Annotated in this window: 19 protein-coding genes; 13 read left to right on the top strand and 6 right to left on the bottom strand. The window is 67.7% G+C overall.

Annotation, left to right across the window (positions count from 1 at the left end):
- Positions 1-192 precede the first annotated feature (192 nt).
- The 6 genes from TK49_RS16915 to TK49_RS16890 all read left to right on the top strand — a co-directional run bounded on the left by TK49_RS16915 (position 193) and on the right by TK49_RS16890 (position 7,250).
- Positions 193-1,065, top strand: coding sequence for a LysR family transcriptional regulator (locus TK49_RS16915; protein WP_045218307.1), 873 nt, complete (start codon positions 193-195; stop codon positions 1,063-1,065).
- Positions 1,066-1,183: 118 nt separating this feature from the next.
- Entirely contained in the window at positions 1,184-2,302 is a 1,119-nt protein-coding gene (locus tag TK49_RS16910) for a putative 2-aminoethylphosphonate ABC transporter ATP-binding protein (protein WP_045218305.1), read from the top strand.
- 7 nt (positions 2,303-2,309) lie between these two features.
- The gene (locus tag TK49_RS16905) at positions 2,310-4,061 is read left to right on the top strand and encodes a putative 2-aminoethylphosphonate ABC transporter permease subunit (protein WP_045218303.1); all 1,752 of its coding nucleotides are present in this window, start codon (positions 2,310-2,312) and stop codon (positions 4,059-4,061) included.
- A 29-nt stretch (positions 4,062-4,090) separates the two neighbouring features.
- Positions 4,091-4,957, top strand: a complete 867-nt coding sequence (phnX, locus tag TK49_RS16900; protein WP_045218299.1) for a phosphonoacetaldehyde hydrolase — start codon at positions 4,091-4,093, stop codon at positions 4,955-4,957.
- 43 nt (positions 4,958-5,000) lie between these two features.
- Entirely contained in the window at positions 5,001-6,026 is a 1,026-nt protein-coding gene (locus tag TK49_RS16895) for a putative 2-aminoethylphosphonate ABC transporter substrate-binding protein (protein WP_045218298.1), read from the top strand.
- Entirely contained in the window at positions 6,027-7,250 is a 1,224-nt protein-coding gene (locus TK49_RS16890) for a TIGR03364 family FAD-dependent oxidoreductase (protein ID WP_045218296.1), read from the top strand.
- Between the two features lie 57 nt (positions 7,251-7,307).
- Here TK49_RS16890 and TK49_RS16885 read toward each other — a convergent pair whose 3' ends face one another.
- Complete coding sequence (locus tag TK49_RS16885) at positions 7,308-7,991, bottom strand: HAD family hydrolase (RefSeq protein ID WP_045218294.1); 684 nt, start codon at positions 7,989-7,991, stop codon at positions 7,308-7,310.
- A gap of 40 nt (positions 7,992-8,031) precedes the next feature.
- Positions 8,032-8,967 (bottom strand): LysR substrate-binding domain-containing protein, encoded by a 936-nt coding sequence (locus TK49_RS16880; RefSeq protein ID WP_045218292.1) that lies wholly within the window; start codon positions 8,965-8,967, stop codon positions 8,032-8,034.
- A gap of 189 nt (positions 8,968-9,156) precedes the next feature.
- Between TK49_RS16880 and TK49_RS16875 the strand changes: the two genes are divergently transcribed.
- The 4 genes from TK49_RS16875 (at position 9,157) to TK49_RS16860 (ending at position 14,363) form a co-directional block, all read left to right on the top strand.
- Positions 9,157-9,573 carry a F0F1 ATP synthase subunit epsilon gene (locus TK49_RS16875; RefSeq protein WP_045218290.1) on the top strand — a complete coding sequence of 139 codons (417 nt, stop codon included), beginning with the start codon at positions 9,157-9,159 and terminating at the stop codon, positions 9,571-9,573.
- Between the two features lie 232 nt (positions 9,574-9,805).
- Entirely contained in the window at positions 9,806-11,788 is a 1,983-nt protein-coding gene (locus TK49_RS16870) for a TonB-dependent receptor plug domain-containing protein (protein WP_045218287.1), read from the top strand.
- Complete coding sequence (locus tag TK49_RS16865; protein WP_045218286.1) at positions 11,785-12,354, top strand: YfiR family protein; 570 nt, start codon at positions 11,785-11,787, stop codon at positions 12,352-12,354. Before TK49_RS16870 ends, TK49_RS16865 begins: the two co-directional genes overlap by 4 nt.
- Positions 12,351-14,363 carry a putative bifunctional diguanylate cyclase/phosphodiesterase gene (locus tag TK49_RS16860; protein WP_045218285.1) on the top strand — a complete coding sequence of 671 codons (2,013 nt, stop codon included), beginning with the start codon at positions 12,351-12,353 and terminating at the stop codon, positions 14,361-14,363. The genes TK49_RS16865 and TK49_RS16860 overlap by 4 nt, the downstream gene beginning before the upstream one ends.
- A gap of 3 nt (positions 14,364-14,366) precedes the next feature.
- On the opposite strand, the gene TK49_RS16855 is transcribed toward TK49_RS16860, so the two are convergent.
- The 4 genes from TK49_RS16855 to TK49_RS16840 form a co-directional block, all read right to left on the bottom strand.
- Positions 14,367-15,242 (bottom strand): EamA family transporter, encoded by an 876-nt coding sequence (locus TK49_RS16855; RefSeq protein ID WP_045218284.1) that lies wholly within the window; start codon positions 15,240-15,242, stop codon positions 14,367-14,369.
- Positions 15,243-15,367: 125 nt separating this feature from the next.
- A complete protein-coding gene (locus tag TK49_RS16850) occupies positions 15,368-17,008 on the bottom strand; it encodes a rhodanese-related sulfurtransferase (RefSeq protein WP_045218283.1) in 1,641 nt (546 codons plus the stop codon).
- Positions 17,005-17,640: a cysteine dioxygenase family protein gene (locus TK49_RS16845; RefSeq protein ID WP_045218282.1), complete on the bottom strand. Its 636-nt coding sequence runs from the start codon at positions 17,638-17,640 to the stop codon at positions 17,005-17,007. The genes TK49_RS16850 and TK49_RS16845 overlap by 4 nt, the downstream gene beginning before the upstream one ends.
- A complete protein-coding gene (locus TK49_RS16840) occupies positions 17,637-18,917 on the bottom strand; it encodes an acyl-CoA dehydrogenase family protein (RefSeq protein ID WP_045218280.1) in 1,281 nt (426 codons plus the stop codon). Before TK49_RS16840 ends, TK49_RS16845 begins: the two co-directional genes overlap by 4 nt.
- A gap of 198 nt (positions 18,918-19,115) precedes the next feature.
- Between TK49_RS16840 and TK49_RS16835 the strand changes: the two genes are divergently transcribed.
- The 3 genes from TK49_RS16835 to TK49_RS16825 are packed head-to-tail and all read left to right on the top strand — an operon-like array spanning position 19,116 to position 22,109.
- Positions 19,116-20,207, top strand: coding sequence for an LLM class flavin-dependent oxidoreductase (locus tag TK49_RS16835; RefSeq protein WP_045218278.1), 1,092 nt, complete (start codon positions 19,116-19,118; stop codon positions 20,205-20,207).
- Positions 20,208-20,209: 2 nt separating this feature from the next.
- Positions 20,210-21,058, top strand: a complete 849-nt coding sequence (locus TK49_RS16830) for a class II aldolase/adducin family protein (protein ID WP_045218276.1) — start codon at positions 20,210-20,212, stop codon at positions 21,056-21,058.
- 43 nt (positions 21,059-21,101) lie between these two features.
- Positions 21,102-22,109, top strand: a complete 1,008-nt coding sequence (locus TK49_RS16825) for an ABC transporter substrate-binding protein (protein ID WP_045218275.1) — start codon at positions 21,102-21,104, stop codon at positions 22,107-22,109.

Below are 22,109 nucleotides of genomic sequence, written 5' to 3'. Positions count from 1 at the left end.
CCAATTCCCCCCGATATGGGGGTGCGGAACCCACCGCCTTGTCGGAAAGGATGAAAAAGTCGTAGCGCGAGGATGAGGAAGCGGAAAACGGACGAGGGCAGCCGGCACCGTTTTTGCCCATCCGCTGCTCCGCTAGAATGGTCCGCTCCCTTTTTCAGGCGCCGTACAAAGCGCCGGATACGCCACCCACCGATGCTCGTTGCGCAGCTCAAATCGTTCTTCATGGTCGCCCGCCTGGGCAGCATCACGCTGGCCGCCAAGCAGCTCGGGCTGTCGCAGCCGACCGTGACCTCGCAGATCCGCGCGCTGGAAGAGGCCTACGGGGTCGAACTGTTCTACCGGGGCGGGCGGCGCCTTGCGCTGTCCGATGCCGGCGTGCGGCTGATGCCGCTGGTCGACCAGCTCGTGCGCCAGGAAACCGAGATCGATTTCTTCCTGCGCAACTCCGGCGACATGGGCACGGGCCACCTGCGCATCGGCGCCACGGCGCCGTACTACGTGCTCGACATCGTTGACCGCTTCTGCAAGAGCCACCCCGGCATCGACGTGAGCATCGAAGCCGGCAACTCGGTGCAGATGCTCGAAGCGCTGCAGGAATACCGCGTGGACGTGGCATCGTCGTCGCAGCGCGTGGACGACGCGCGCTTCCTGCGCATCGAGCTGGCACGCGATCCGCTGGTGCTGGTCGTGCATCGCAGCCACCCGCTGGCTGCGCAGACCAGCGTGCCGGTGAGCGTGCTGTCGCAATGCCGGCTGCTCGTGCGCGAGGTCGGGTCCACCACGCGCGCCATGACGGAAACGATGATGGCGCAGGCGGGCGTGACGCCGGCGTCCACGGTCGAGATCGGCAGCCGGGAGTCCATCCGCGAGGCGATCACCCGCAACCTTGGTGTGAGCGTGATCGCGCGGCAGGAGGTGCCCAGCCATGCCGACCTGCGCGTGCTGCCGTTTGAGGGCATCGAAGGCGGTGCCCCGGAGCTGAGCGAATACCTGTACTGCCTGCAGGACCGCAAGGATGCACGGCTGATTGCCGCGTTCCTGGGGGAAGTCCGCCCGGTGGCGTAGTCGGCCATCCCCCAACCAAAATCCGGAAATGCGCACATTGGCGTTTTTGGGGTAACTGCCACATGGGCTACATGTCGGCTGGCTACAGTGGCGACCGTTTTCGCTACCGGCCCCGACGATGCCTCAGTCCGCTTCCCACCCGACCACGGGTCTGGCCACGCCGTTTCTCTCGGTGCGGCAGGTCACGCGCCGCTTCGGCACCGGCGCGGCTGCATTCACCGCGCTCGAAGGCGTATCGCTGGACGTGGCGCGGGGCGAATTCGTCTGCCTGCTCGGGCCCTCCGGCTGCGGTAAGACCACGCTGCTGCGTATCATCGCCGGGCTCGAGGCGCAGGATGCCGGCCAGATCGTTGCCGGCGGCCGCGATATCTCGAACCTGCCGCCGCGTGAACGCGACTACGGCATCGTCTTCCAGTCGTACGCGCTGTTTCCGAACCTGACGGTCGCGCAGAACGTTGCCTACGGGCTCGACACGCGCAACGGCAACCGGGCGCGTCTGCACGAGCGTGTGTCCGAGATGCTGGCGCTGGTGGGTCTGTCCGGGAGCGAGGCGAAATATCCGTCGCAGCTCTCCGGCGGCCAACAGCAGCGCGTGGCGCTGGCCCGCGCGCTGGCGCCCGCGCCGTCGCTGCTGCTGCTCGACGAGCCGATGTCGGCGCTGGACGCCCAGGTGCGCGAACACCTGCGCATCGAACTGCGCCGCCTGCAGCGCAAGTTGAACGTGACCACGCTCATGGTCACGCACGATCAGGACGAGGCCATGGCGATGGCCGATCGCATTGCCGTGATGTCCAACGGCCGCATCGAGCAGACCGGCTCGCCCGCCGAAATCTATTCGCGCCCGGCCACCGGTTTTGTCGCCGGGTTTGTCGGGCAGGCCAACTGGCTGCCGCTCGAGCGCGCGGAAGACGGCACGCCCACGCTGGCCGGCCAGCCGCTGCTGCTCGATCCGGCGTTTTCCGACGGCGCCGGCGACAACGGCCGCCTGTTCTGCCGTCCCGAATCCGTCACGCTGCATCCCGACGACGACGCCCCGAACCGTCACCTGGCCCGCGTGGTCGACCAGATCTATCTGGGCAGCCGCACGCGGGTGATGCTCGCCATCGACGGTCTGGCCGATGTGCCGCTGGTGGCGGAAGTCGCATCCGGCGTGCTGCGCCACGGGCTGGGCGACAGCAAGTTGTGGATTGCCCTCGAGCGCGATGGGCTGCGCCTGTATCCGTACGACCGTGCCTGAGGCTGCCATGTCGATGCTGCCGCCTGAGGCCAACGTCATCACGGCCCCGCCATCCGAAGCCGCCCGCCCGACACGCACGCCCTTCTGGCGTACGGATGTGCCGGTGCTCACCGGCATGAAGCTCGGCTGGCTGCTGTTGCTCTGCATCGGCTTGTTGCTGCCAACGGCGATGATGCTGCTGCAGGCGACAGGCCTCGTCACCAGCGCGCGCAGTTCAGACGAGCATGGCCTGGCGCTGGTGCTGCACGTCGTGCGCGGGCCGAACTTCCTCGACATGGTGGGCCGCACGCTGGCGGTGTCCGGCGCGGTCGCCGCCCTGGTGGTGCCGCTTGCGTTTGCGCTGGCCTACGCAGTGCAGCGCACGCGCATGCCGTTGCGCGGCACGCTGCGCACGCTGGCGATGCTGCCGCTGTTTGCGCCGTCGCTGCTGCCGGGCATTGCACTGGTCTACCTGTTCGGTAACCAGGGCCTGCTCAAGGCGTGGCTGCACGGCGGCAGCATCTACGGCTTCTGGGGCATCGTGCTGGGCGAGGTGTTCTACACGTTTCCGTATGCGCTGATGCTGCTGCTGGCCACGCTCACGCTGGCCGACGGCCGCCTGTATGACGCGGCCCGCGCGATGGGAGCGGGGCCGTGGCGCACGTTCCGCACGGTGACGCTGCCGGGCGCCCGCTATGGGCTGTTCGGTGCCTTTGCGCTGGTCTTCACGCTGGTCGCCACGGACTTCGGCGTGCCGACCGTGGTGGGCGGCAGCTACCAGGTGCTGGCCGTAGAGGCCTACAAGGCGGTGGTGGGGCAGCAGCAGTTTGCACGCGGCGCCGTGATCGGCCTGATGCTGTTGCTGCCGGCCCTGCTGACGTTTGCCGTGGAGCGCCTCGTACAGCGCCGCCAGCACGCCGCGCTGGCCAGCCGCGCACAACCGTATCACCCGCAGCCGGACCGCCTGCGCGACGGTGTCTTCCTGCTGCTGAGCGTGCTCGTGGTCGGCGGGATCCTGCTGATGCTCGCCACGGCGGTGGGTGCGTCGCTGGTGAAGCTCTGGCCGTACAACCTCGAGCTGTCGCTGCGCAATTACGACTTCGACAACATGGACGGTGGCGGCTGGCTTGCGTATCGCAACAGCCTGAAGCTGGCTGCGCTCACCACCGTGTTCGGTACGGCGCTGATCTTTACCGGCGCGTGGCTGGTCGAGAAAACGCGCACGGCGGCGTGGCTGCACTCGGCCATCCGGTTTGCCGTGCTGCTGCCGATGGCGGTGCCGGGCCTGGTGCTTGGCCTGGGCTACGTGTTCTTCTTCAACCATCCGGCCAATCCGCTCAACGGCCTGTACGGCGGCATGGCGCTGATGGTGCTGTGCACCATCATGCATTGCGCCACGGCCGCGCACCTCACGTCGGTGGCGGCGCTGGGGCAGCTTGATCCGGTGTTCGAGGCGGTGTCGGCTTCGCTCAAGGTGTCGGCGCTGCGCACCTACTGGCGCGTGACGCTGCCGATGTGCCTGCCCGCCGTGCTGTCGTGCGCGCGCTATCTGTTCGTGTCGGCCATGACCACCGTGTCGGCGGTGATCTTCCTCTACAGCCCCGACACCGTGCTCGCCTCCGTGGCCGTGCTGAACATGGACGACGCTGGCGACATCGGCCCGGCGGCGGCCATGTCCACGCTCATTCTTGCCACGTCGATCGTCGTATCGCTGCTTCTTGAGCTGGCCACACGCGGCATCGTGCGGCGCACGCAGGCATGGCGAGCGGCCCCCCATTGAATTCGTAGCCAAGACAAGGAAAGCAAGACATGGGTGATGTTTCCCCGATGATGGGCCGTGCCTCGGGCGCTGCCCGCCCCACGCCGCTGCGCCTCGAGGCCGCCGTGCTCGACTGGGCCGGTACCGTGGTCGATTTCGGCTCCTTTGCGCCCACGCAGATCTTTGTGGAAGCGTTTGCCGAGTTCGGCGTGGCCATCACGCTGGACGAAGCGCGCGGCCCGATGGGCCTGGGCAAGTGGGACCACATCCGTACGCTGTGCAACGACGGCGCGATCGCCGCGCGCTTCTCGCTCGCGCACGGCCGCATGCCGACCGATGACGACGTCACCGCCATCTACAACCGCTTCATGCCGCTGCAGATCGAAAAGGTCGGGGCGCATTCGGCGCTGATTCCCGGCGCGCTGGAGACCGTGGCCGCGCTGCGCGAAGCCGGCCTGAAGATCGGCACATGCTCGGGCTACCCGCGCGTGGTGATGGACCGCGTGGTCGACCTGGCCGCCCAGGCCGGCTACACGCCCGACTGCGTCGTCGCGTGCGACGAGGTGCCGCGCGCGCGCCCGTGGCCGGCCCAGGCGCTGCGCTGCGTGGTCGATCTCGCCATTGGCGACGTGGCAGCCTGCGTGAAGGTGGATGACACCGTGCCCGGCATCGAGGAAGGCCGCCGCGCAGGCATGTGGACCGTCGCATTGCTGATGTCGGGCAACGCGCTCGGCTTGCCGTACGCGCAATACGCAGCGCTGTCTGCCGACGAGCGCGCACGCCATCGCGTGGCCATCTCGGCTGGCTTTGCCGCCTGCCGCCCGCATTACGAGATCGACACCATCGCCGATCTGCCTGCCGTCGTGGCCGATATCAACCACCGCCTGGCGCGCGGTGAACGCCCGCAGGGCGCCTGATTACCGTAGTCCCATCCGTTGCATCACACCTACCGAGGAAACCATGACTGCACGTCTTTCTCTCTTTGCGACGGCGGCTGCTGCAGCCGCCATGGCCTTCGCCACGTCGGCCTTCGCCAAGACCACGCTGACGGTGTACACCGCGCTGGAAGCCGACCAGGTGAAGGCGTATCAGGATGCCTTCGAGAAGGCCAATCCGGACATCGACATCAAGTGGGTGCGCGACTCCACCGGCGTCGTCACCGCCAAGCTGCTGGCCGAGAAGAACAACCCGCGCGCCGACGTGGTGTGGGGCCTGGCCGCATCGAGCCTGGCCATCCTCGACAAGGAAGGCATGCTGACGCCGTACGCGCCGGCCGACCTGGCCAAGATCGGTGCGACGTACCGCGACAAGGCCAACCCGCCGGCATGGGTGGGCATGGATGCCTGGGGCGCCGCCATCTGCTTCAACACCGTCGAAGCGCAGAAGCAGAACCTGCCAAAGCCGACGTCGTGGGCGGACCTCACCAAGCCGGTGTACGCCGGCAAGATCGTCATGCCGAACCCGGCATCGTCGGGCACGGGCTACCTGGACGTGAGCGCCTGGCTGCAGACGATGGGCGAGCAGAAGGGCTGGGCTTACATGGATGCGCTGCACCAGAACATCGGCCAGTACACGCACTCGGGTTCAAAGCCTTGCAAGATGGCGGCGTCGGGCGAATTCCCGATCGGCATTGCGTTTGAATACCGCGCGGTGAAGTCGAAGAAGGAAGGCGCGCCGATCGACATCGTGCTGCCCTCCGAAGGCCTGGGCTGGGATGTGGAAGCGACCGCCATCATGAAGGGCACCAAGAACCTGGAGGCCGCCAAGAAGCTGGCCGACTTCTCCGCCAGCCCCACTGCCATGGCGCTGTACGAGAAGAACTTTGCCGTGGTGGCAACCCCGGGCTTCTCCAAGCCCGATCCGCTCCTGCCGGCCGACTACGAGAAACGCCTGATCAAGAACGACTTCACGTGGGCCAGCGCCAACCGCGACCGCATCCTGGCCGAGTGGACCAAGCGCTACGACGGCAAGTCGGAGAAGAAGTAAGTGACCGACGCTCCCGTATCCCCAGGGAGCCTGGATGCCAGCACCGACGTCGCCATCGTCGGGGCTGGCATTCTGGGCTTGGCGCACGCAGCCGCCGCCGTCAAACGCGGCCTGCGCGTGACGGTATTCGAGCGCAGCGAAATCGCGCTCGGTGCATCGATCCGCAACTTCGGGCAGATGCTCGTGACGGGGCAGCCGCCCGGCATCATGCTCGACCTCGCGCGCGAAAGCCGCCGGCTGTATCTCGACTGGGCCGACAAGGCCGGCATCTTTGCGCGCGCGAACGGTGCCCTGCTGTTTGCCCGCAATGCCGCAGAAGAGGCCGCGCTGGACGAGTTCATGGCGACGCGCGCACAGGCCTTCGGCTACCACGTCAAGCTGCTGCGCGGTGCAGACCTGGCGAATCTCTACGATGGCCGCTTCATGCGCCACCGTGCGGCGCTGCAGGGCTTCGACGATGTCCAGCTCTATTCGCGCGAAGCGATTCCGGCGCTGGCCTCGTGGCTTGCCGCGCAGGGCGTGCGTTTCCACTTCGGTACGCTCGTGCGCCACGTGGAAGGCGGCCGGCTGGAGACCACCGCCGGCGTGTGCAACGCCCAGCGAGTGGTCGTCTGTAGCGGTCACGATTACCAGACGCTGTGCGCCGATCAGCTTCGCGTACTGCAGCCGCAGGTTTGCCGCCTGCAGATGCTGCGTGTCACACCCGACGACGCCTTCCGGCTGGAGCACGCCGTGCTGACCGGCCTGTCATGCACGCACTACGGCGCGTTTGCGGACTTGCCGACTGCCCAGGCGCTGGCCATGCAGATCGAGCATGAGCGCCCCGAGCTGGCGCGCCACGGCATTCACCTGCTGGTGAGCCCCACGCCGTATGGCGACTGGATCGTGGGCGATTCGCACGACTACCGCCAGGACGCCGTCCCGTTCAACGCCGAATCGGTCGACAACCTCCTGCTGGACCTCGCCCGCGACACGTTCGGCAGCAAGCTGCGAGTGGTGGAGCGCTGGCAGGGCGTCTATGGCGCCAAATGCCGCGTGCCGGGCAGCGGCGCGTTCTCGATCACGCGCGTCGATGACCGTACGACCGTCGCGCTGATGCACAGCGGGATCGGCATGAGCGTGGGGCCTGCGCTCGCGCATCGCCATATCGATGCGCTGGTGGATGGCACGGCGCTGCCGCGCTGGACGCCGCCCGCGACGGAGCGGGTGGCCGCGGCTGCCTGAATCGGCGCGTGCGCAAATCCCGCCCGCAGGGCTGGCGCCGTGCGGGCGTTTTTCCGCTTACGCGGCGAACAGTTCGATGACCGGCCAGCCTCGCGATTCGGCCACGGCCCGCAAGGTCGCATCCGGGCTCACGGCCACCGGGTGCGACACCGCTTCGAGCAGCGGCAGGTCGTTGCGTGAATCGCTGTAGAACACGGTGCGTGAGAAATCCGCCATGCGCTGGCCGCGCTGCGCCAGCCATTCCGTGACGCGTGCGATTTTGCCCGCGCCAAAGCTGGGCGTACCCAGCAGGTTGCCCGTGAATTCGCCATCGGGCGTGCCACCCACGGTTTCGCCTTCCACTGCCAGCAGGTGCGGCACGTTGAAGGCGTCGGCGATCGGCTCTGTCAGGAAGCGGTGCGTGGCGGTGACGATGCAGCAGAGATCGCCGGCGCGCAGGTGTGCATCCACGAGCTCCCTGGCAGGCCGCCGGATGGCAGGCATGACGACCTCGCGCAGGAACATCGTGCGCCATGCATCGAGCAGCGTGCGCGGGTGGTGCGCCAGCAAGCCGAGCGAGAAGCGCGCGTGCCGCGCAAAGTCGAGCGTGCCTTCGCGGTAATCACGCATCCACCGCTCGTTGGCCTGTTCGAAGACGTGGCGATCGACAGCGCCCTGGGCAACGAGGAAGCGGCCCCATTCGTATTCGCTGTCGATGGGCAGCAGCGTGTGGTCCAGGTCGAACAGGGCGAGCGATTGCATACAACAGGGGCGGCGGTTGGAAAACCGCGAGCTTAAGGTCCTAGCGCGTCGCGGCCGTGTCCATCGCCATAACTTTGGCGATGAGCGCATCGGTCTTTTTCCGGGGGGCGTGTGCGTGCAGCGGGGTCAGGCAATCGAGGAACGCGCGCACGAGCCGCGCATCCTTGCGCTCCTTCAGGAAGTACAGGTACTCATGGATGACGGGCGCGTGCGCGGCAAAGGGCAGCACGCGCACGTCGGGCCGGCGTGGCGCCTCGCGCGCGGGAACGATGCTGCATCCGAGGCCGAGGCTGATCGCCTCGTAGATCGCCTCGCGGCTGCCGATGATGCTCATGCCCGCCGGCTCGACACCGGCGGCGGCCAACGCCTCTTCGGTCACGCGGCGGGTGATCGAGCCCGGCTCGCGCATCAGCAGCTGGCAGCAGGCGATGTCGGCGAGCGCCACGTGGGAGCACCGCGCCAGCGGGTCGTCCGCCGGCACGGCCAGTACCATGGCGTCTTCGGCCAGCGTGATGCGGTGCAGCCGCTCGTCGTCCACGGCGTGCGACGAGACGGCCAGGTCGATGCGGACCTCCGAGAGCGCCTCGAGCATCTGCTGCGAGTTGCCGAACTCGATGGTGATCTCGATGGTCGGGTGACGGGTGCGGAAGGCCGCCACGCTTGGCAGGATGTAGTAGGGGCCGGTGGCGCCCACGCGCAGGTTGCCGGTGCGCAGGTCGCCAGCGTTGCGCAGGAGGAAGTCCACGTCGCCTTCCTGCTGGGCAAGCCGCTCGACGATGGGCATGAGGCTCACGCCGAGGTCTGACAGGTCGAGCCGGCTACCGCGGCGGTGGAACAGCTCGACGCCGTACATCTCTTCCAGCTGGCGGATGCGCCCGGTCACCGTCGGCTGCGACAGGCGCAATTGCTTGGCGGCCGCCGTGACGCTGCCCTGGCGGGCCACTTCAAAGAACGACATCAACAGATCGCCCAGCATGCTCGTGTTTCCGTTTCGTGTTTGGAAGCGCAGTCTAGGCAGCGTTTGTGACGCCACATGCGGTGAAACCTTACGGTGTGCCACGCGTGCCGGAGCGGAAGCCATGTTCCGAGACGGGCATCCGAAGGGAGGGCCGCTGGCGCCGCTCGTGCTACCTTGTCAGCCAACGCGTGCAACACAGGAGACACCATGCCGGTGCTGAAGGTCGACGTCGTCACGGCAGAAGAGCGGCTGTACGAAGGCCGCGCCAAGTTCGTGGTCATTCCCGGTACCGAAGGGGAACTGGGCATCCTCCCTGGCCACGAACGCCTGCTCACGCGCATGCGCCCCGGCACCGTGCGCGTGACGCTGGAAAACGATGAAGAGGTGATCCTGTTCGTGGCCGGCGGCTTTGCCGACGTGCAGCCCGAACAGGTGATCGTGCTGGCCGATACCGCCGTGCGCGCGCACGACCTCGACGAAGCCAAGGCCCAGCAGGCGCGCAGAGCGGCTCAAGAGCACATGCAGAACAGCCACAGCAAGTTCGACTACGCCCGCGCCCAGGCCGAACTGGCGGAGGCCGTGGCCCAGTTGGCCGCCATCGAACGTTTGCGCAAACGTCGCTGAGCCGTCCACCACAATCGCATCACGCTGTCGCCCCACCCACTGTGGGGTAAAGAACCGCGCCGGGCCTCCGTTTTAAAGCAGAACACCCGAAACCCGCCGAACGCCCGAGCAGACACGCTCGGTTCTGCTGATGCCGCCCCATGTAGTGATTGCCCGTGCCCTTGCACGGTATTGCCGGACCCGCCTGGCCGTGACGCCGTTCGCGCCCGGCTGGCGCAGGGGCCACGCGCAAATGTTTGCGGTGCTGTGTACGTTGCTTTGCTCAACCAGCCACGCGGAAACCGATCTGACGGAGCTGCCTATCGAGCAGCTGATGCAGGTACAGGTCGTGACCGGTGCTTCCAAGTACGCGCAGGCGTCCGACGATGCGCCGGCCAATGTCTCCGTCATCACCGCAGACGACATCAAGGCGCACGGCTGGCGCACCCTGGCCGACATCCTGCGCAGCCTGCCGGGGCTTTACACCAATTACGACCGCAACTACACAACGCTTGGCGCGCGGGGCTTTCTGCGGGCGGGCGATTACGACACGCGCTTCCTGCTGCTGATCGACGGCTTCCGCGCGAACGACCCCATCTTCGACCAGGCCGCCGTCGGCACCGATGCGCAGCTCAACGTCGACCTTATCGAGCGCGTGGAATACGTGCCCGGGGCGGGGTCCGCGGTGTATGGCTCGAATGCGCTGTTTGGCGTCATCAACGTCATCACCAAGCGCGGGCGCGACATCGGCGGCGTGCAGGTCAGCGGCTTCACGGGCAGCCCCAATGCGCCCAATGGACGCGAAGGCCGCGTGACCTGGGGCCAGCGCGCGGACAACGGCGCTGAATGGCTGCTCTCTGCCAGCATGAACGACGCGCCGGGCCGCAACCTGTACTTCGGCGAGTTCAACCAGCCCGGCGTGAGCGACGGCGTGGCACGCGGCATGGATTTCGACCGTGCCAGGCGGCTGTTCGCCAAGGGCGGCTTTGGCGAGTTCGGCCTGAGCTTCGGTTACGCCGATCGCACGAAGGGCGTGCCCACCGCGCCTTACGATCAGAGCTTCAACGACCCGCGCTCGCGCACCGTCGACACGCGATACATGGTCAACGGCACCTGGCAGCACGCGCTGGACGAGCTGACCGATGTATCGGCGCGGCTGTACTGGGGCCGCTATGTGTCGGAGGGTGACTACGCATACAACCCGCCGCCGGCCGGCATCAACCGCGACGCGTTCGACACCGCGTGGTACGGCACCGAGCTGAAGCTGGTGACCCGGCGCATCGAGCGGCATACGGTGGTCGTGGGCGCCGAGCTGCAGCGCGACTATCGCGACGCCATGCGCAATTTCGACACGGTGCCGTATGTCAGCTACCTTGACGACCACCGCAGCAACCACCGCATGGGTTTGTACCTGCAGGACCAGTTCGCGTTCCACCCGGACTGGCTGCTGGATTCGGGCCTGCGCTACGACCACACCAGCTTTGCGCCGGGCATGCTGAGCCCGCGCGTGGGCCTGATCTGGCACGCCACGCCGTCGACCACCGTCAAGGCGATCTACGGCATGGCCTACCGCGCGCCCAACGACTATGAGCTGCACTACCAGACGAGCGCGCCCGGTGGAGAGCAGTTGAACTCGCGCCTTTCGGCCGAGCGCATCCGCACGTATGAGGCTGTGCTTGAACAGCGCGTGGCGGCAGGCGGCAAGGCGACCGTGTCGGTGTTTCAGAACAACGTGTCGGACCTGATCAGCCAGAGCGTAGACCCCAACACCGGCCTGCTGTTTTTCAGCAACGTGGCCCGCGTGCGGACGCGCGGCGTGGAACTCGGCTACGAGCAGCGCTGGCCGGGCGGCACGCGCCTGCGCACGAGCTACAGCTTCCAGCATTCGGAGGACATCGATACCGGCCAGACGCTGTCGAACTCGCCGCGCCACATGTTCAAGCTCAATGCCACCGTGCCAGTGTGGCGCGAAGGCTGGCGTGCGGGCGTGGAGGCGCAGTACATCAGCAGCCGGCTCACGACGTCGGACGCGCCGCTGGGCCGCGTGGGCGGCTACTGGATCGCCAACCTGACCGTGGCGGCGGCGCGGCTGCTGCCCAACCTCGAGATGTCGGCCAGCATCTACAACGTGTTCGGCCGGCGCTATGCCGATCCGGCCGGGCCGGAGCTGGTGCAGCCGTCCATCCGGCAGGACGGCCGCAGCCTGGGCGTGAAGTTCACGTACACCTTCCGATGACCGTCCGGCACGACCTCGCACGAAGCGCCCGATGGCCGAGCGCGCGCAAGCTCTGTACGGCGCTGGGGATCGTGCTGGCCGGCGCGGCGGGCATGCACACCGCCTGCGCGCAGAAGCAGGCCAGCGAGACGCAGGTCAAGGCGGCGTTCGTCTACAACTTTGCGCTGTTCACCACCTGGCCGCCCGACGCCATGCCGCCCGACGGGCCCATGGTGGTCTGTGTGAAACCCGATCACCCGCTGCAGGCGGCGCTGGAAAAACTGACAGGAAAACCCGTGCGAGGACACCGCCTGGAAATCCGCAGACTCAACGACAGTACGGCCACCGGCTGCCATGTGCTCGTCATCGACGCGCGGGCGGCCAACGGTGTCCGGGTCGATCCGGCTGCCGCCGTGCTCGTCATCTCCGACCAGCCCCGGACCCCACGCGGCAGCGGCCCGGACCCGGTGATCTCGCTGGCGCTGGACGGGGATCGCGTGGTCTTCGACATCGATGCGGCGGCTGCGCGCCAGGCTCGTCTGGAGCTCAGTTCGCAGTTGCTGCGGCTGGCAAGGAGCGTGCAATGAGCGAAGCGTTGACGACATCGCGCCCGCGCCTTGGGCATTCCGTGGTGCGCGCCAACATGGCCGGCGCGGGCGCGGCCCTGACCATCGCGGGTTTCCTGCTGATCGTGTTCCAGTTCATCGCGCTGCACGCCGCCCTGGTGCGCGATGTGCATGTGCAGGCGCGCATCATCGGCGCCAACAGCGTGGCGGCGCTGCTGTTCAATGACCGGCGCGCGGCCGAAGAGACGCTCGCCGCGCTGGAGGCTTCGCCGTCGCTGCGTGCGGCTGGCATCTTCAGCGCGCTGCGCAAGCCGCTCGCGCTGTACCAGCACGGCAATGCCGCACCGGTGGCCGCGCCCGATGCCGCCATGCTGCGCGAGTCCGATGTGTCGACGCTGACCACGCTTCAGGTGGTCGAGCCGGTGGAATCCGAGCGGCGCGTGATCGGCTACGTGGTCATCCGCTCCAGCCTCGCAGAGCTTTACATGCAGTTGCTCGGCTACGCCGTGCTCACGGTATCGGTGGGCATCGGCGCGATGGGGCTCGCGTACCTCGTCATCGCCCGCATGCGCCGTGCCGTGCTGCAGGCCGAGGCACACCTCGACTACCTCGCCCACATCGATTCGGTGACGGAGCTGCCGAACCGGCACGCGTTCAACGAACGCCTGCACGTGTCGCTCAAGCGCGCGGGGCAGGTGGGCGCCGTGGGGCTGCTTCTGCTCGACCTCGACAACTTCAAGGTGGTGAACGACACACTCGGCCACAACAACGGTGACCGTCTGCTGCGCCAGGTTGCTCGCCGGCTGAACGACGTGATCGAGCAAGCCAACCTGCGCGCCGTGCTGTGCCGCATCGGCGGGGACGAGTTTGCCGTCATCGCCGAACTCTCGGGGCGCGCGCAGATCACGCAAGCCGATGCGGCCGCGCTGGCCGATGGGCTGGCCAAGCGCGTGCTGGCGGCCCTCGCGGCGCCGTTTGCGCTCGATCTGCACCAGATCTACGTGACGGCCAGCGTGGGCGTGAGCCTGTATCCGCATGACGCGCGCGACGTGCAGGTGCTCACGCGCAATGCCGACACGGCGATGTACCACGCCAAGAACCACGGCAAGAACGCCGCCGCCAGCTTCACGTCGGAGATGGACCAGCAGGCCCGCCGCCGCCTTCGTGTGGAGGCCGACCTGCGCCGCGCACTGGACCGCGACGAGCTGCTGCTGGCCTATCAGCCTCAACTGCGCCTGCGCACCGACGGCGCGCACGACGCTGCGATCGCCGCATCGAACGTCCACGGTGTGGAGGCGCTGGTGCGCTGGCGCCATCCGGAGATCGGCGTGATCGGCCCCGGCGAGTTCATCGCCGTGGCCGAGGAAACGGGCCTGATCGTGCCGCTCGGCATGTGGGTGCTGCGCACCGCGTGCGCGCAAGTGGCCCGCTGGATGCGCGAAGACGGCGTCACGCTGCGTGTATCGGTCAACCTGTCGGCGCGGCAGACGCGCGATCCGAGCCTCGTGCAAAGCGTGATGGACGTGCTGCGCGACACCGGCCTGCCGCCGCATCTGCTCGAACTCGAGATCACCGAAAGCGTGCTGATGGAAGATATCGAGACCAACATCACGCTGCTCGAATCGCTGCACGCGGCCGGTATCAGCCTGTCGATCGACGACTTCGGCACAGGGTATTCATCGTTGGCGTATCTGCAGCGCTTCCCGATCCAGAAGCTGAAGATCGACCGCAGCTTCGTCCAGCGCATGCCGGGCGACGGCGAAGCGATTGCCAGCGCCGTCATCGCCATGGCGCACAGCCTGAACATGCAGGTGGTGGCCGAAGGCGTGGAAGGCGCCGACCAGCTCGCACTGCTGCGCCGGGCCGGATGCGATCTGGGGCAGGGCTATCTGTTTTCGCGGCCGCTGGACGCGCCATCGCTGATAGCGTGGGTCAGGCGGCTCGGCAATGAGGCGCAGGACAGCAGCCGTGCCGAGCCGCAAGACGGCGGGGTGCCGCTTGGGGCCTTGCCGTCTTCCCTGGCCGGATAGGGCTCACGCTGCGGCGCGGCGCGCCGCTCGCGTTGCGCCGGCCGTCAGGACCACCACCGCCGCCAGGATGATGGCCGTTGCGCCGAGCGTTTGCGGCGCGACCTGCTCATCGGCCAGCCATGCGCCCATCAGCAGGGCGATGGGCGGGTTCACGTACACATAGCTCGTCGCCATGACGGTGGACACGCGCTCGACCAGCGCCATGTAGGCCGTGAAGGCAACCGCCGAGCCGAACACCACGAGATAACCCCACGCCAGCGCGGACTGCATGCCGACATGCCGTGGCCAGCTCTCGCCCGTCAGGAGGCTCAGCAGCACCAGCGCCACGCCGCCAAAGGCCATTTCGAGTACGAAGGCCGTCATGCCCTTGGGCATGTCGATGCGCTTGGAGAGTTGCGAGCCGAACGACCACGAAGCAATGGCGGCCGTGAGCGCCAGCACGCCGACGGTGCTGGCCTGGAACTCCGCCCCGCGAAACAGCACCGCAATGCCGACGGTGCCCAGCGCGATGGCGCCGATCTCATACGCACGCAGGCGGCCGCCCGCGAGCAGCGTCCACAGCGTCGAGAACAGCGGCATCGACGCAATCATGACCGTTGTGGCCCCTGACGAGATCGTCTGCTCGGCCACGGCCGTCATGCCCATGCCGCCCACCAGCATGAACGCGCCGATCAGCGCGCAGTTGCGCACTTGCCGCCCGCTCGGCCGCTCGTGCTGGCGCAGGATGACGACAGGTGCAAGCAGCAGCGCCGCAGCCAGAAACCGCGAACCCATCATCAGGAAGGGCGGCAGATCGGTCAGCGCAAAGCGGATGGCGAGATAGGTCGTGCCCCACACCACGTACGTGATGAGCAGGCACAGAGCGATAAACGGCGACATGGCGGGACCTCGGCGAGGAAGCCCCGATGCTACTCAAGGCACGCTTATGCGCAAAACGAGTTTTGTTATCGCTCGTTGTGAGCGGGGTTAGCAAGCACGTGAGCGCGCGCGGCGCTCGTGCCCGGTCAGATCACACGGAAGCCATGCGTTCCATCCCGTGCGAGCTGCCCAACCAGGCCGAACTCCCAGTCGAGATACGCCTGCATGGCCGCGCGCGGCGCGCTCGTGCCTTCGTACGGGCGGCGGTAGCGGTCGATGCGCTCGGAGGCGAGGCGCGTTTCGCCGGTTTCGACGGGCAGGCCGGCGGCAACCCACGCAGCGGTGCCTCCATCGAGCACCCAGACCTCGGCCTGGGTGAGCCCCGCCAGGTCGGCAGCGGCAAAGCGCGCGAGCTGGCTCGAGCCGCAGGTCAGGACGTACCGCCGCGCGGGCGGAATGCGCTGCAGCGCGGCGGCCAGATCCGAACGCACGGCAAACCAGGCGCCCGGGATGTGCCGCGCCACGTAATTGGCGCTGCGGGTGACGTCGATGACGGCGGTATCGCCGGCCTCCAGCCAGCCCGCCAGCGCGTGCGCATCGACGGTACGCACGGCCGGTGACGCCGGCACGGCGGGCTGCCATGCGCCAGTGACGTTGCGTTGGCTGGCGTCGACCGGATCCACCACATAGACTTCCCAGCCCATCTGCGCGAGCCACGAGGCGGTCATGTCGGCGCGCACGCCGTCGTCGTCTGCCAGCACGATGCGCGCGCCGCGCACGGCGGCGGTGTGGTCGGTTTCCTGCACGAGCTGGCCGCCCGGCGCGCTGGCGAAGCCGGGCAGGTGGCCGGCGGCGTACTCCTCGGGCGTGCGCACGTCGAGCTTGTACAGCGTCCGGTCGGGCACCTCAAGCGCGGCAACGTCGGCCAGTGCGATGCGCGGCACGTTCGCGCGTTCGGCCACGGCGCGTGCATCGGCCTGCGCCTGCGCGCGTGTTGCCTCGGACACGGTCTGCGGATGCCGGCGGCTGGCGCCGTGATCCAGCACCTGATCGGCCAGCAACCAGCCGATGGTGCCGTTGCGCAGCGCCGCCACCGGGTTCGGAATGCCGGCGTTCACCAGCGATTGCGTGCCGATGATGCTGCGCGTACGGCCGGCGCAGTTGACGATGATCTGCGTGTTCGGGTCTGGCGCCAGCTCACGGATGCGCAGCACGAGTTCGGCCCCCGGCACGCTCGTCGCGGTGGGAATGCTCATGGTCTGGAACTCGTCATAGCGGCGCGCATCGACGATGACCACATCGCGCTTGTCGTCGATCAGCGCCTTGACTTCCTGTGCGCTGAAGGACGGCGTGTGCCGCTGGGCCTCCACGTATTCGCCGAAGGCCTTGCTTGGCACGTTCACGTCCTGGAAGACCTCGCCGCCGGCGGCACGCCAGCCGTCGAGCCCGCCTTCGAGCAGGTAGACGCGCGTGTAGCCGAGTTCGGCCAGCCTCGCGGCGGCGCGCGTGGCGAGGTCGACGCCGTCGTGCTCGCCGTACAGCACGATCAGCGTATCGCGGCGCGGAATGCGCGACCACGCCTCCAGCTCCAGGCGCGAGAGCGGCAGGTTCACCGCCCATAGCGGGTGCCCCTGCGCGTAGGGGTCTTCTTCACGCACGTCGAGCAGCGCGATCTCCTTGCGGGCGAGCAGGGCGGCGCGCACCTCGGCGTAGGTCAGCGTGGGCACGTGGGTCTCCGCGAGCGGGGCGGCCACGGGGGATTCAGTCGTGTCGATGACGATGCTCATGATGCAGACGTGTCCTTGGAACGATCCCAGAGATTGGGCAGGTGAGTGTTCGAATAGCCCGAGACGAACGGCTTGCGCTCGCCCTCTTCGGTATAGACCGAGCGGTGGATGCCGCCGATGTTGCCGCCGTACACATGGATGCTGATCGACGTGCGGTCGTCAAACGCGTTGTGCACGCGGTGGATGTCGCCAACGCGCGGCGAGACGCGTTCAACGTCGCCGGGCTCCAGCCGGACGGCGGCGCCATGCGGCTGCGGTACGCCGCGCGCGTCGAGCGTGAACGGCTGCGAGTATTCAGCGCCGCGCAGCATGCCGATCAGGCCCCATGTGGTGTGGTCGTGAATCGGCGTGCGCTGGCCGGGGCCCCACACAAAGCTGACGATGGAAAAGCGCTCGCCCGAGTCGGCATGCAGCAGGTATTGCTGGAAGTGCTCGGGGTGCGGTTGCGCGTATTCGGCGGGCAGCCAGTCGTCGCGGGCGACAAGCGCGCCGAGCAGGCTCCCCGCGCGCGACAGGATCTCGGCCTCGGTCGGCTGCTGCTCGAGCAGGCGCGACAGCGCGATCACGAAATCACGCAGCGGCGCGATGGACTGCGCTGGCGGCGGCACAGCGGCAAGGGCGGGTGGGCTCATGATCCGGTTCTGGCGATGGAAGCGGAACGATCTTGCTGGAGTTGGCGCGCGCCGTCCAGTGAAACCCCAAGCGCGGCGCGGCCGGCGGCCACCAGGATCGAATCATTCTGCGGCGTGTGGATGCGGCTGCACAGCACGTCGCGGTAGTGGCGCTCCAGCGGATTGTGGCGCGACAGGCCGTGGTTGCCGGAAAGCTGCAGGGCGAGCTCCACCGCGCGAATGGCATGGGTGGTGACGGTGTACTTGAGCAACCCGCTGTCTGTGATGGACAGCGGTGCCCCGGCATCTGCGGCCTCTGCGGCGTGGTCGAGCAGCACGCGGTTCGTGCGCAGCGCGGCGGCGATGTCGCCCGCGGTTTCCTGGACGCGCGGCAACGTTGCCAGTGGCGCGCCCAGGTTGGCCGGCGCGCGCGTGTTCAGGAACTGTGCGAGCCAATCCCACGCGGACTGCGCGACGGCGTCGTACAGGCTGCCAAGCAGCACGGTCATCCATGCCTGCTGGTCGAGCTGCGCACCGGTGTCCGTGGTGTGGGCCTGTTGTGCGCCGTGCGCCGTCCACTGCGCGGGCGGGCGGATGTCGACAGCGTGGTCGAGCGGGATCTCCACGTCTTCGAGCACGACGTCGTGGCTGCCCGAGGCACGCAGGCCGAGGTGGTTCCATGTCTGTTCGATGCGGATGCCGGGCGTGTCGGCCGAGGGGCGCGGCACGAGAAAGAAGCCGACGCGCGGCTCTGGTTCGTCGGTGCGCCCCCACACGGCCAGCCAGCGCAGGGCAGGGCTGCCGGTGCTGTAGAGCTTGCGGCCACGGATGCGCCAGCTGTTGCCCACCCTCGTGGCCACCGTGGCCGGCAAGCCGCCGCGCGCCGGCGAGCCGAGATCGGGCTCCACCCGCAGCGAGTTGATGAGTGCGCCTTCGTTCAATGCGGTGGCAAACACCTGCTGCCGCACGTGCTCGGGCCAGCGCGAATCCGTGCGGCTGATGGCGCGGTGCTGCAGGTACGTCATGGTCAGCACGAGGGCGGTGGCCGCATCGGCGCGGGCGATGCTGGAGACGATCTGCCGCGCGGTCTTCAGGTCGGCACCGCCGCCACCATGCGATTGCGGAATGACCTGCGCAATGAGACCCGACGCGTGCAGTGCTGCAAAGTTCTCGTGCGCAAACGTGCCGTGCAGATCGTGTTCGGCCGCGGAAGCAGCAAGCTGCGGCGTGACTCCGGCCAGCACTTCGGCAAGCCGCTCGGGCGGTGTGGGCAGGCGATGCAAGGGGACGGACGACATGGCAACACAGCGAAGTAAGCAAGTGACATGGCGCACAGCGTATCGGCGTTGCCCGATGCGGCGAACGACCGATGCCGAATATGCAGCGTTGAAATTATTCGTTCTGGCAGCGCAGGCGGTGGCGTAACTTCGTTCGCATTCACGGCAGGGCGCGGCATGCCCGCCGGCCTTCTAACGATATGCGGAAACGGAGCCACCATGAGCGTCGATTTCATCGGCATGATCCAGACCCAGAAGCAGTCGGAAATCCATCCGCCCGATCCCAACGGGCCGGTGGTCGACCGCGACTATGTGCGGGCCTTTGCCCAGGCCCACGAGCAGGCCGGCTTTGATCGCATCCTGGTGCCGCATCATTCGACCGGGCCTTCCGCCACGCTCACGATCTCGTATGCGGCCGCGCTGACGGAGCGCATCCACTTCATGCTCGCGCACCGGCCGGGCTTCACCAACCCGACGCTGGCCGCGCGACAGATCGCCACGCTCGATCAGTTCACCGGCGGACGCCTGGGCGTGCACTTCATCTCGGGCGGCTCCGACAGCGAGCAGCGCCGCGATGGCGATTACCTCGACCACGACCAACGCTACGCACGCACGGACGAATACCTCGGCATCCTGCGGCGCATCTGGACGGAAGCCAAACCGTTCGACCATGAAGGCCAGTTCTATCGCTTCGAGCAGGGCTTCTCGGAGGTCAAGCCTGCCCAGAAGCCTCATGTGCCGATCTACTTCGGCGGGGCATCGGATGTGGCGATCGAAGTGGCCGGCAAGCACGCCGATGTCTATGCGCTGTGGGGCGAGTCGCTCGACCAGGTGCGTGAGCTGACCACGCGGGTGCGTGCGGAGGCCGCGCGGCATGGGCGCAGCATTCGCTTCTCGGTATCGTTCCGCCCGATCCTGGCAGAGACGGAAGACGCTGCGTGGAAGCGTGCGGAGGGCATCCTCGAACGCACGCGCGCGCTGCGCGTGCAGCAGGGCTACAGCCGTGGCGGCCCGCAGCAGAGCGAGGGCGCCCGGCGCCTGCTCGCTGCAGCAGACAAGGGCGAGCGCGTCGACAAGCGCTTGTGGACGGCCATCGCCAAGGAAACCGGCGGGCGCTCCAACTCCACCGCGCTGGTCGGCACGCCCGAGCAGGTGGCCGACGCGCTGCTCGATTACTACGACCTGGGCGTCACGACGTTCCTCATCCGTGGCTTCGATCCGCTGGAAGACGTGGTGGACTACGGCCGCACGCTGATCCCGCGCGTGCGCGAGCTGGTTGCGCAGCGCGATGCGCAACGCAAGGCGGCGTAATCATGAGCGCCGTTCTGTGCATCGACCGGCCGGCGCCGGGCGCCCTCAAGCTGAACGCCGTTCCGCAGCAGAAGTTCTGGTTTGATCCGCCCGCCACACGGCCGACGCTGGAGGCGGAGCGGCGCCACCGGCAGGAACGGCTGGCCGGCGCCTTCCGCATCTTTGCGCGGCATGGCTTCGATCTTGGCCTGGCCGGCCACATCACCGCGCGCGATCCGGAGTTGACGGACCACTTCTGGGTCAACCCGCTCGGCGTGCATTTCTCGCGCATCAAGGTCTCGGACCTGTTGCTCGTCAATGCGCGCGGAGAGACGGTTATCGGCAGCCGCCCGCTCAACAAGGCGGCGTTTGCGATCCACGCGGCGATCCACGAAGCGCATCCGCACATCGTGGCCGCGGCGCATACGCACTCGACGTACGGCAAGGCGTGGTCTGCACTGGGCCGGCTGCTCGATCCGCTCACGCAGGACGCGTGCTCGTTCTACGAAGACCACGCGCTCTTTGACGACTTCACCGGCATGGTGGTCGACACGAGCGAAGGGGACCGCATCGCCCACGCGCTGCGCAAGCCGGACGGCGGCACGCACAAGGGCGTCATCCTGAAGAACCACGGCATCCTCACCGCCGGGCCGACGGTGGAAGCCGCAGCGTGGTGGTACATCGCGCTGGACAACGCTGCGCATACGCAGTTGCTGGCCGAAGCGGCCGGCAGGACGCACGCGCCGCAGCCCATCGATGCCGCCACGGCGCGCCGCACGCACAGCCAGGTGGGCGGACAGGAGGGCGCACTGCACGCCTTCGAGAGCCTCTACGCCGGCCTCGTCGCCGCCGAGCCGGACCTGCTCGATTGAACCTGCACAGAAGACACCAAACGCATCATCACGGGGAGCATTCATGAGCCAAGACACAGCGGATCTGTCTCGCCGCAAGGTATTGCATGCGGCGGCGGCCACGGCGCTGGCGGGGCCGGCATTGATCCTGGGCCGCAAGGCCTACTCGCAGCCGCGCAAGCTGACGTTTGCGTGGAACCAGAATTCGTTCTGCCTGACGCCGATCGTGGTGGCCCAGGAGCGGGGCTTCTTCGAGAAGAACGGCCTGCAGGTCGACCTGATCAACTACAGCGGCTCGACCGACCAGCTGCTCGAATCCATTGCCACCGGCAAGGCCGATGCTGCCGTGGGCATGATCCACCGCTGGCTCAAGCCGCTGGAGGCCGGTTTTGACGTGAAGATCATCGGCAGTTCGCACGGCGGATGCGTGCGTCTGGTCGGGGCCAAGGCGGCGGGCGTGACGAGCCTGCAGGCGCTCAAGGGCAAGACTGTAGGCGTGAGCGACCTGGCCGCGCCGGGCAAGCATTTCTTCACCATCCTCCTGGCCAAGAACGGCATTGATCCCGACCGCGACATCACGTGGCGCCAATACCCGGCCGACCTGCTGGGCGTGGCCGTCGACAAGGGTGAGATCCAGGCCATTGCCGACGGCGACCCGAACCTCTACCTGCTCGAGAAGCGGACCCATGGCGCCTATGTGGAGCTGGCAACCAACCTTTCCGGCGAATACGCCCGCAAGGTCTGCTGCGTGATCGGCGCGCGCGGCGAGCTCGTGCGCAACGACCGGCCGACGGCCTCCGCACTGGCCCGCGCCATTGTGCAGGCCACCGACTTCGTCAACGAAAACCCGAACGAGGCGGCCAAGGTGTTTGCCAAGTACTCGCCCAAGGTGGCGCTGGACGACCTGCGCAAGCTCTACGCCACGCTCACCTACACGCATCACCCCACGGGCGTCGACCTGCGCGACGAGATCGCCTTCTATGCGGAAGACTTCCGCCGCATTGGCGTCATCAAGAAGACGACCGACCCGCAGCGCCTGGCGCAGCACGTGTACGTCAACGTGCTGGCCTGA

The organism is Ralstonia mannitolilytica, from assembly GCF_000954135.1.
Taxonomy (GTDB): Bacteria; Pseudomonadota; Gammaproteobacteria; order Burkholderiales; family Burkholderiaceae; genus Ralstonia; species Ralstonia mannitolilytica.
This window is presented reverse-complemented; position numbering and strand designations above follow the sequence as displayed.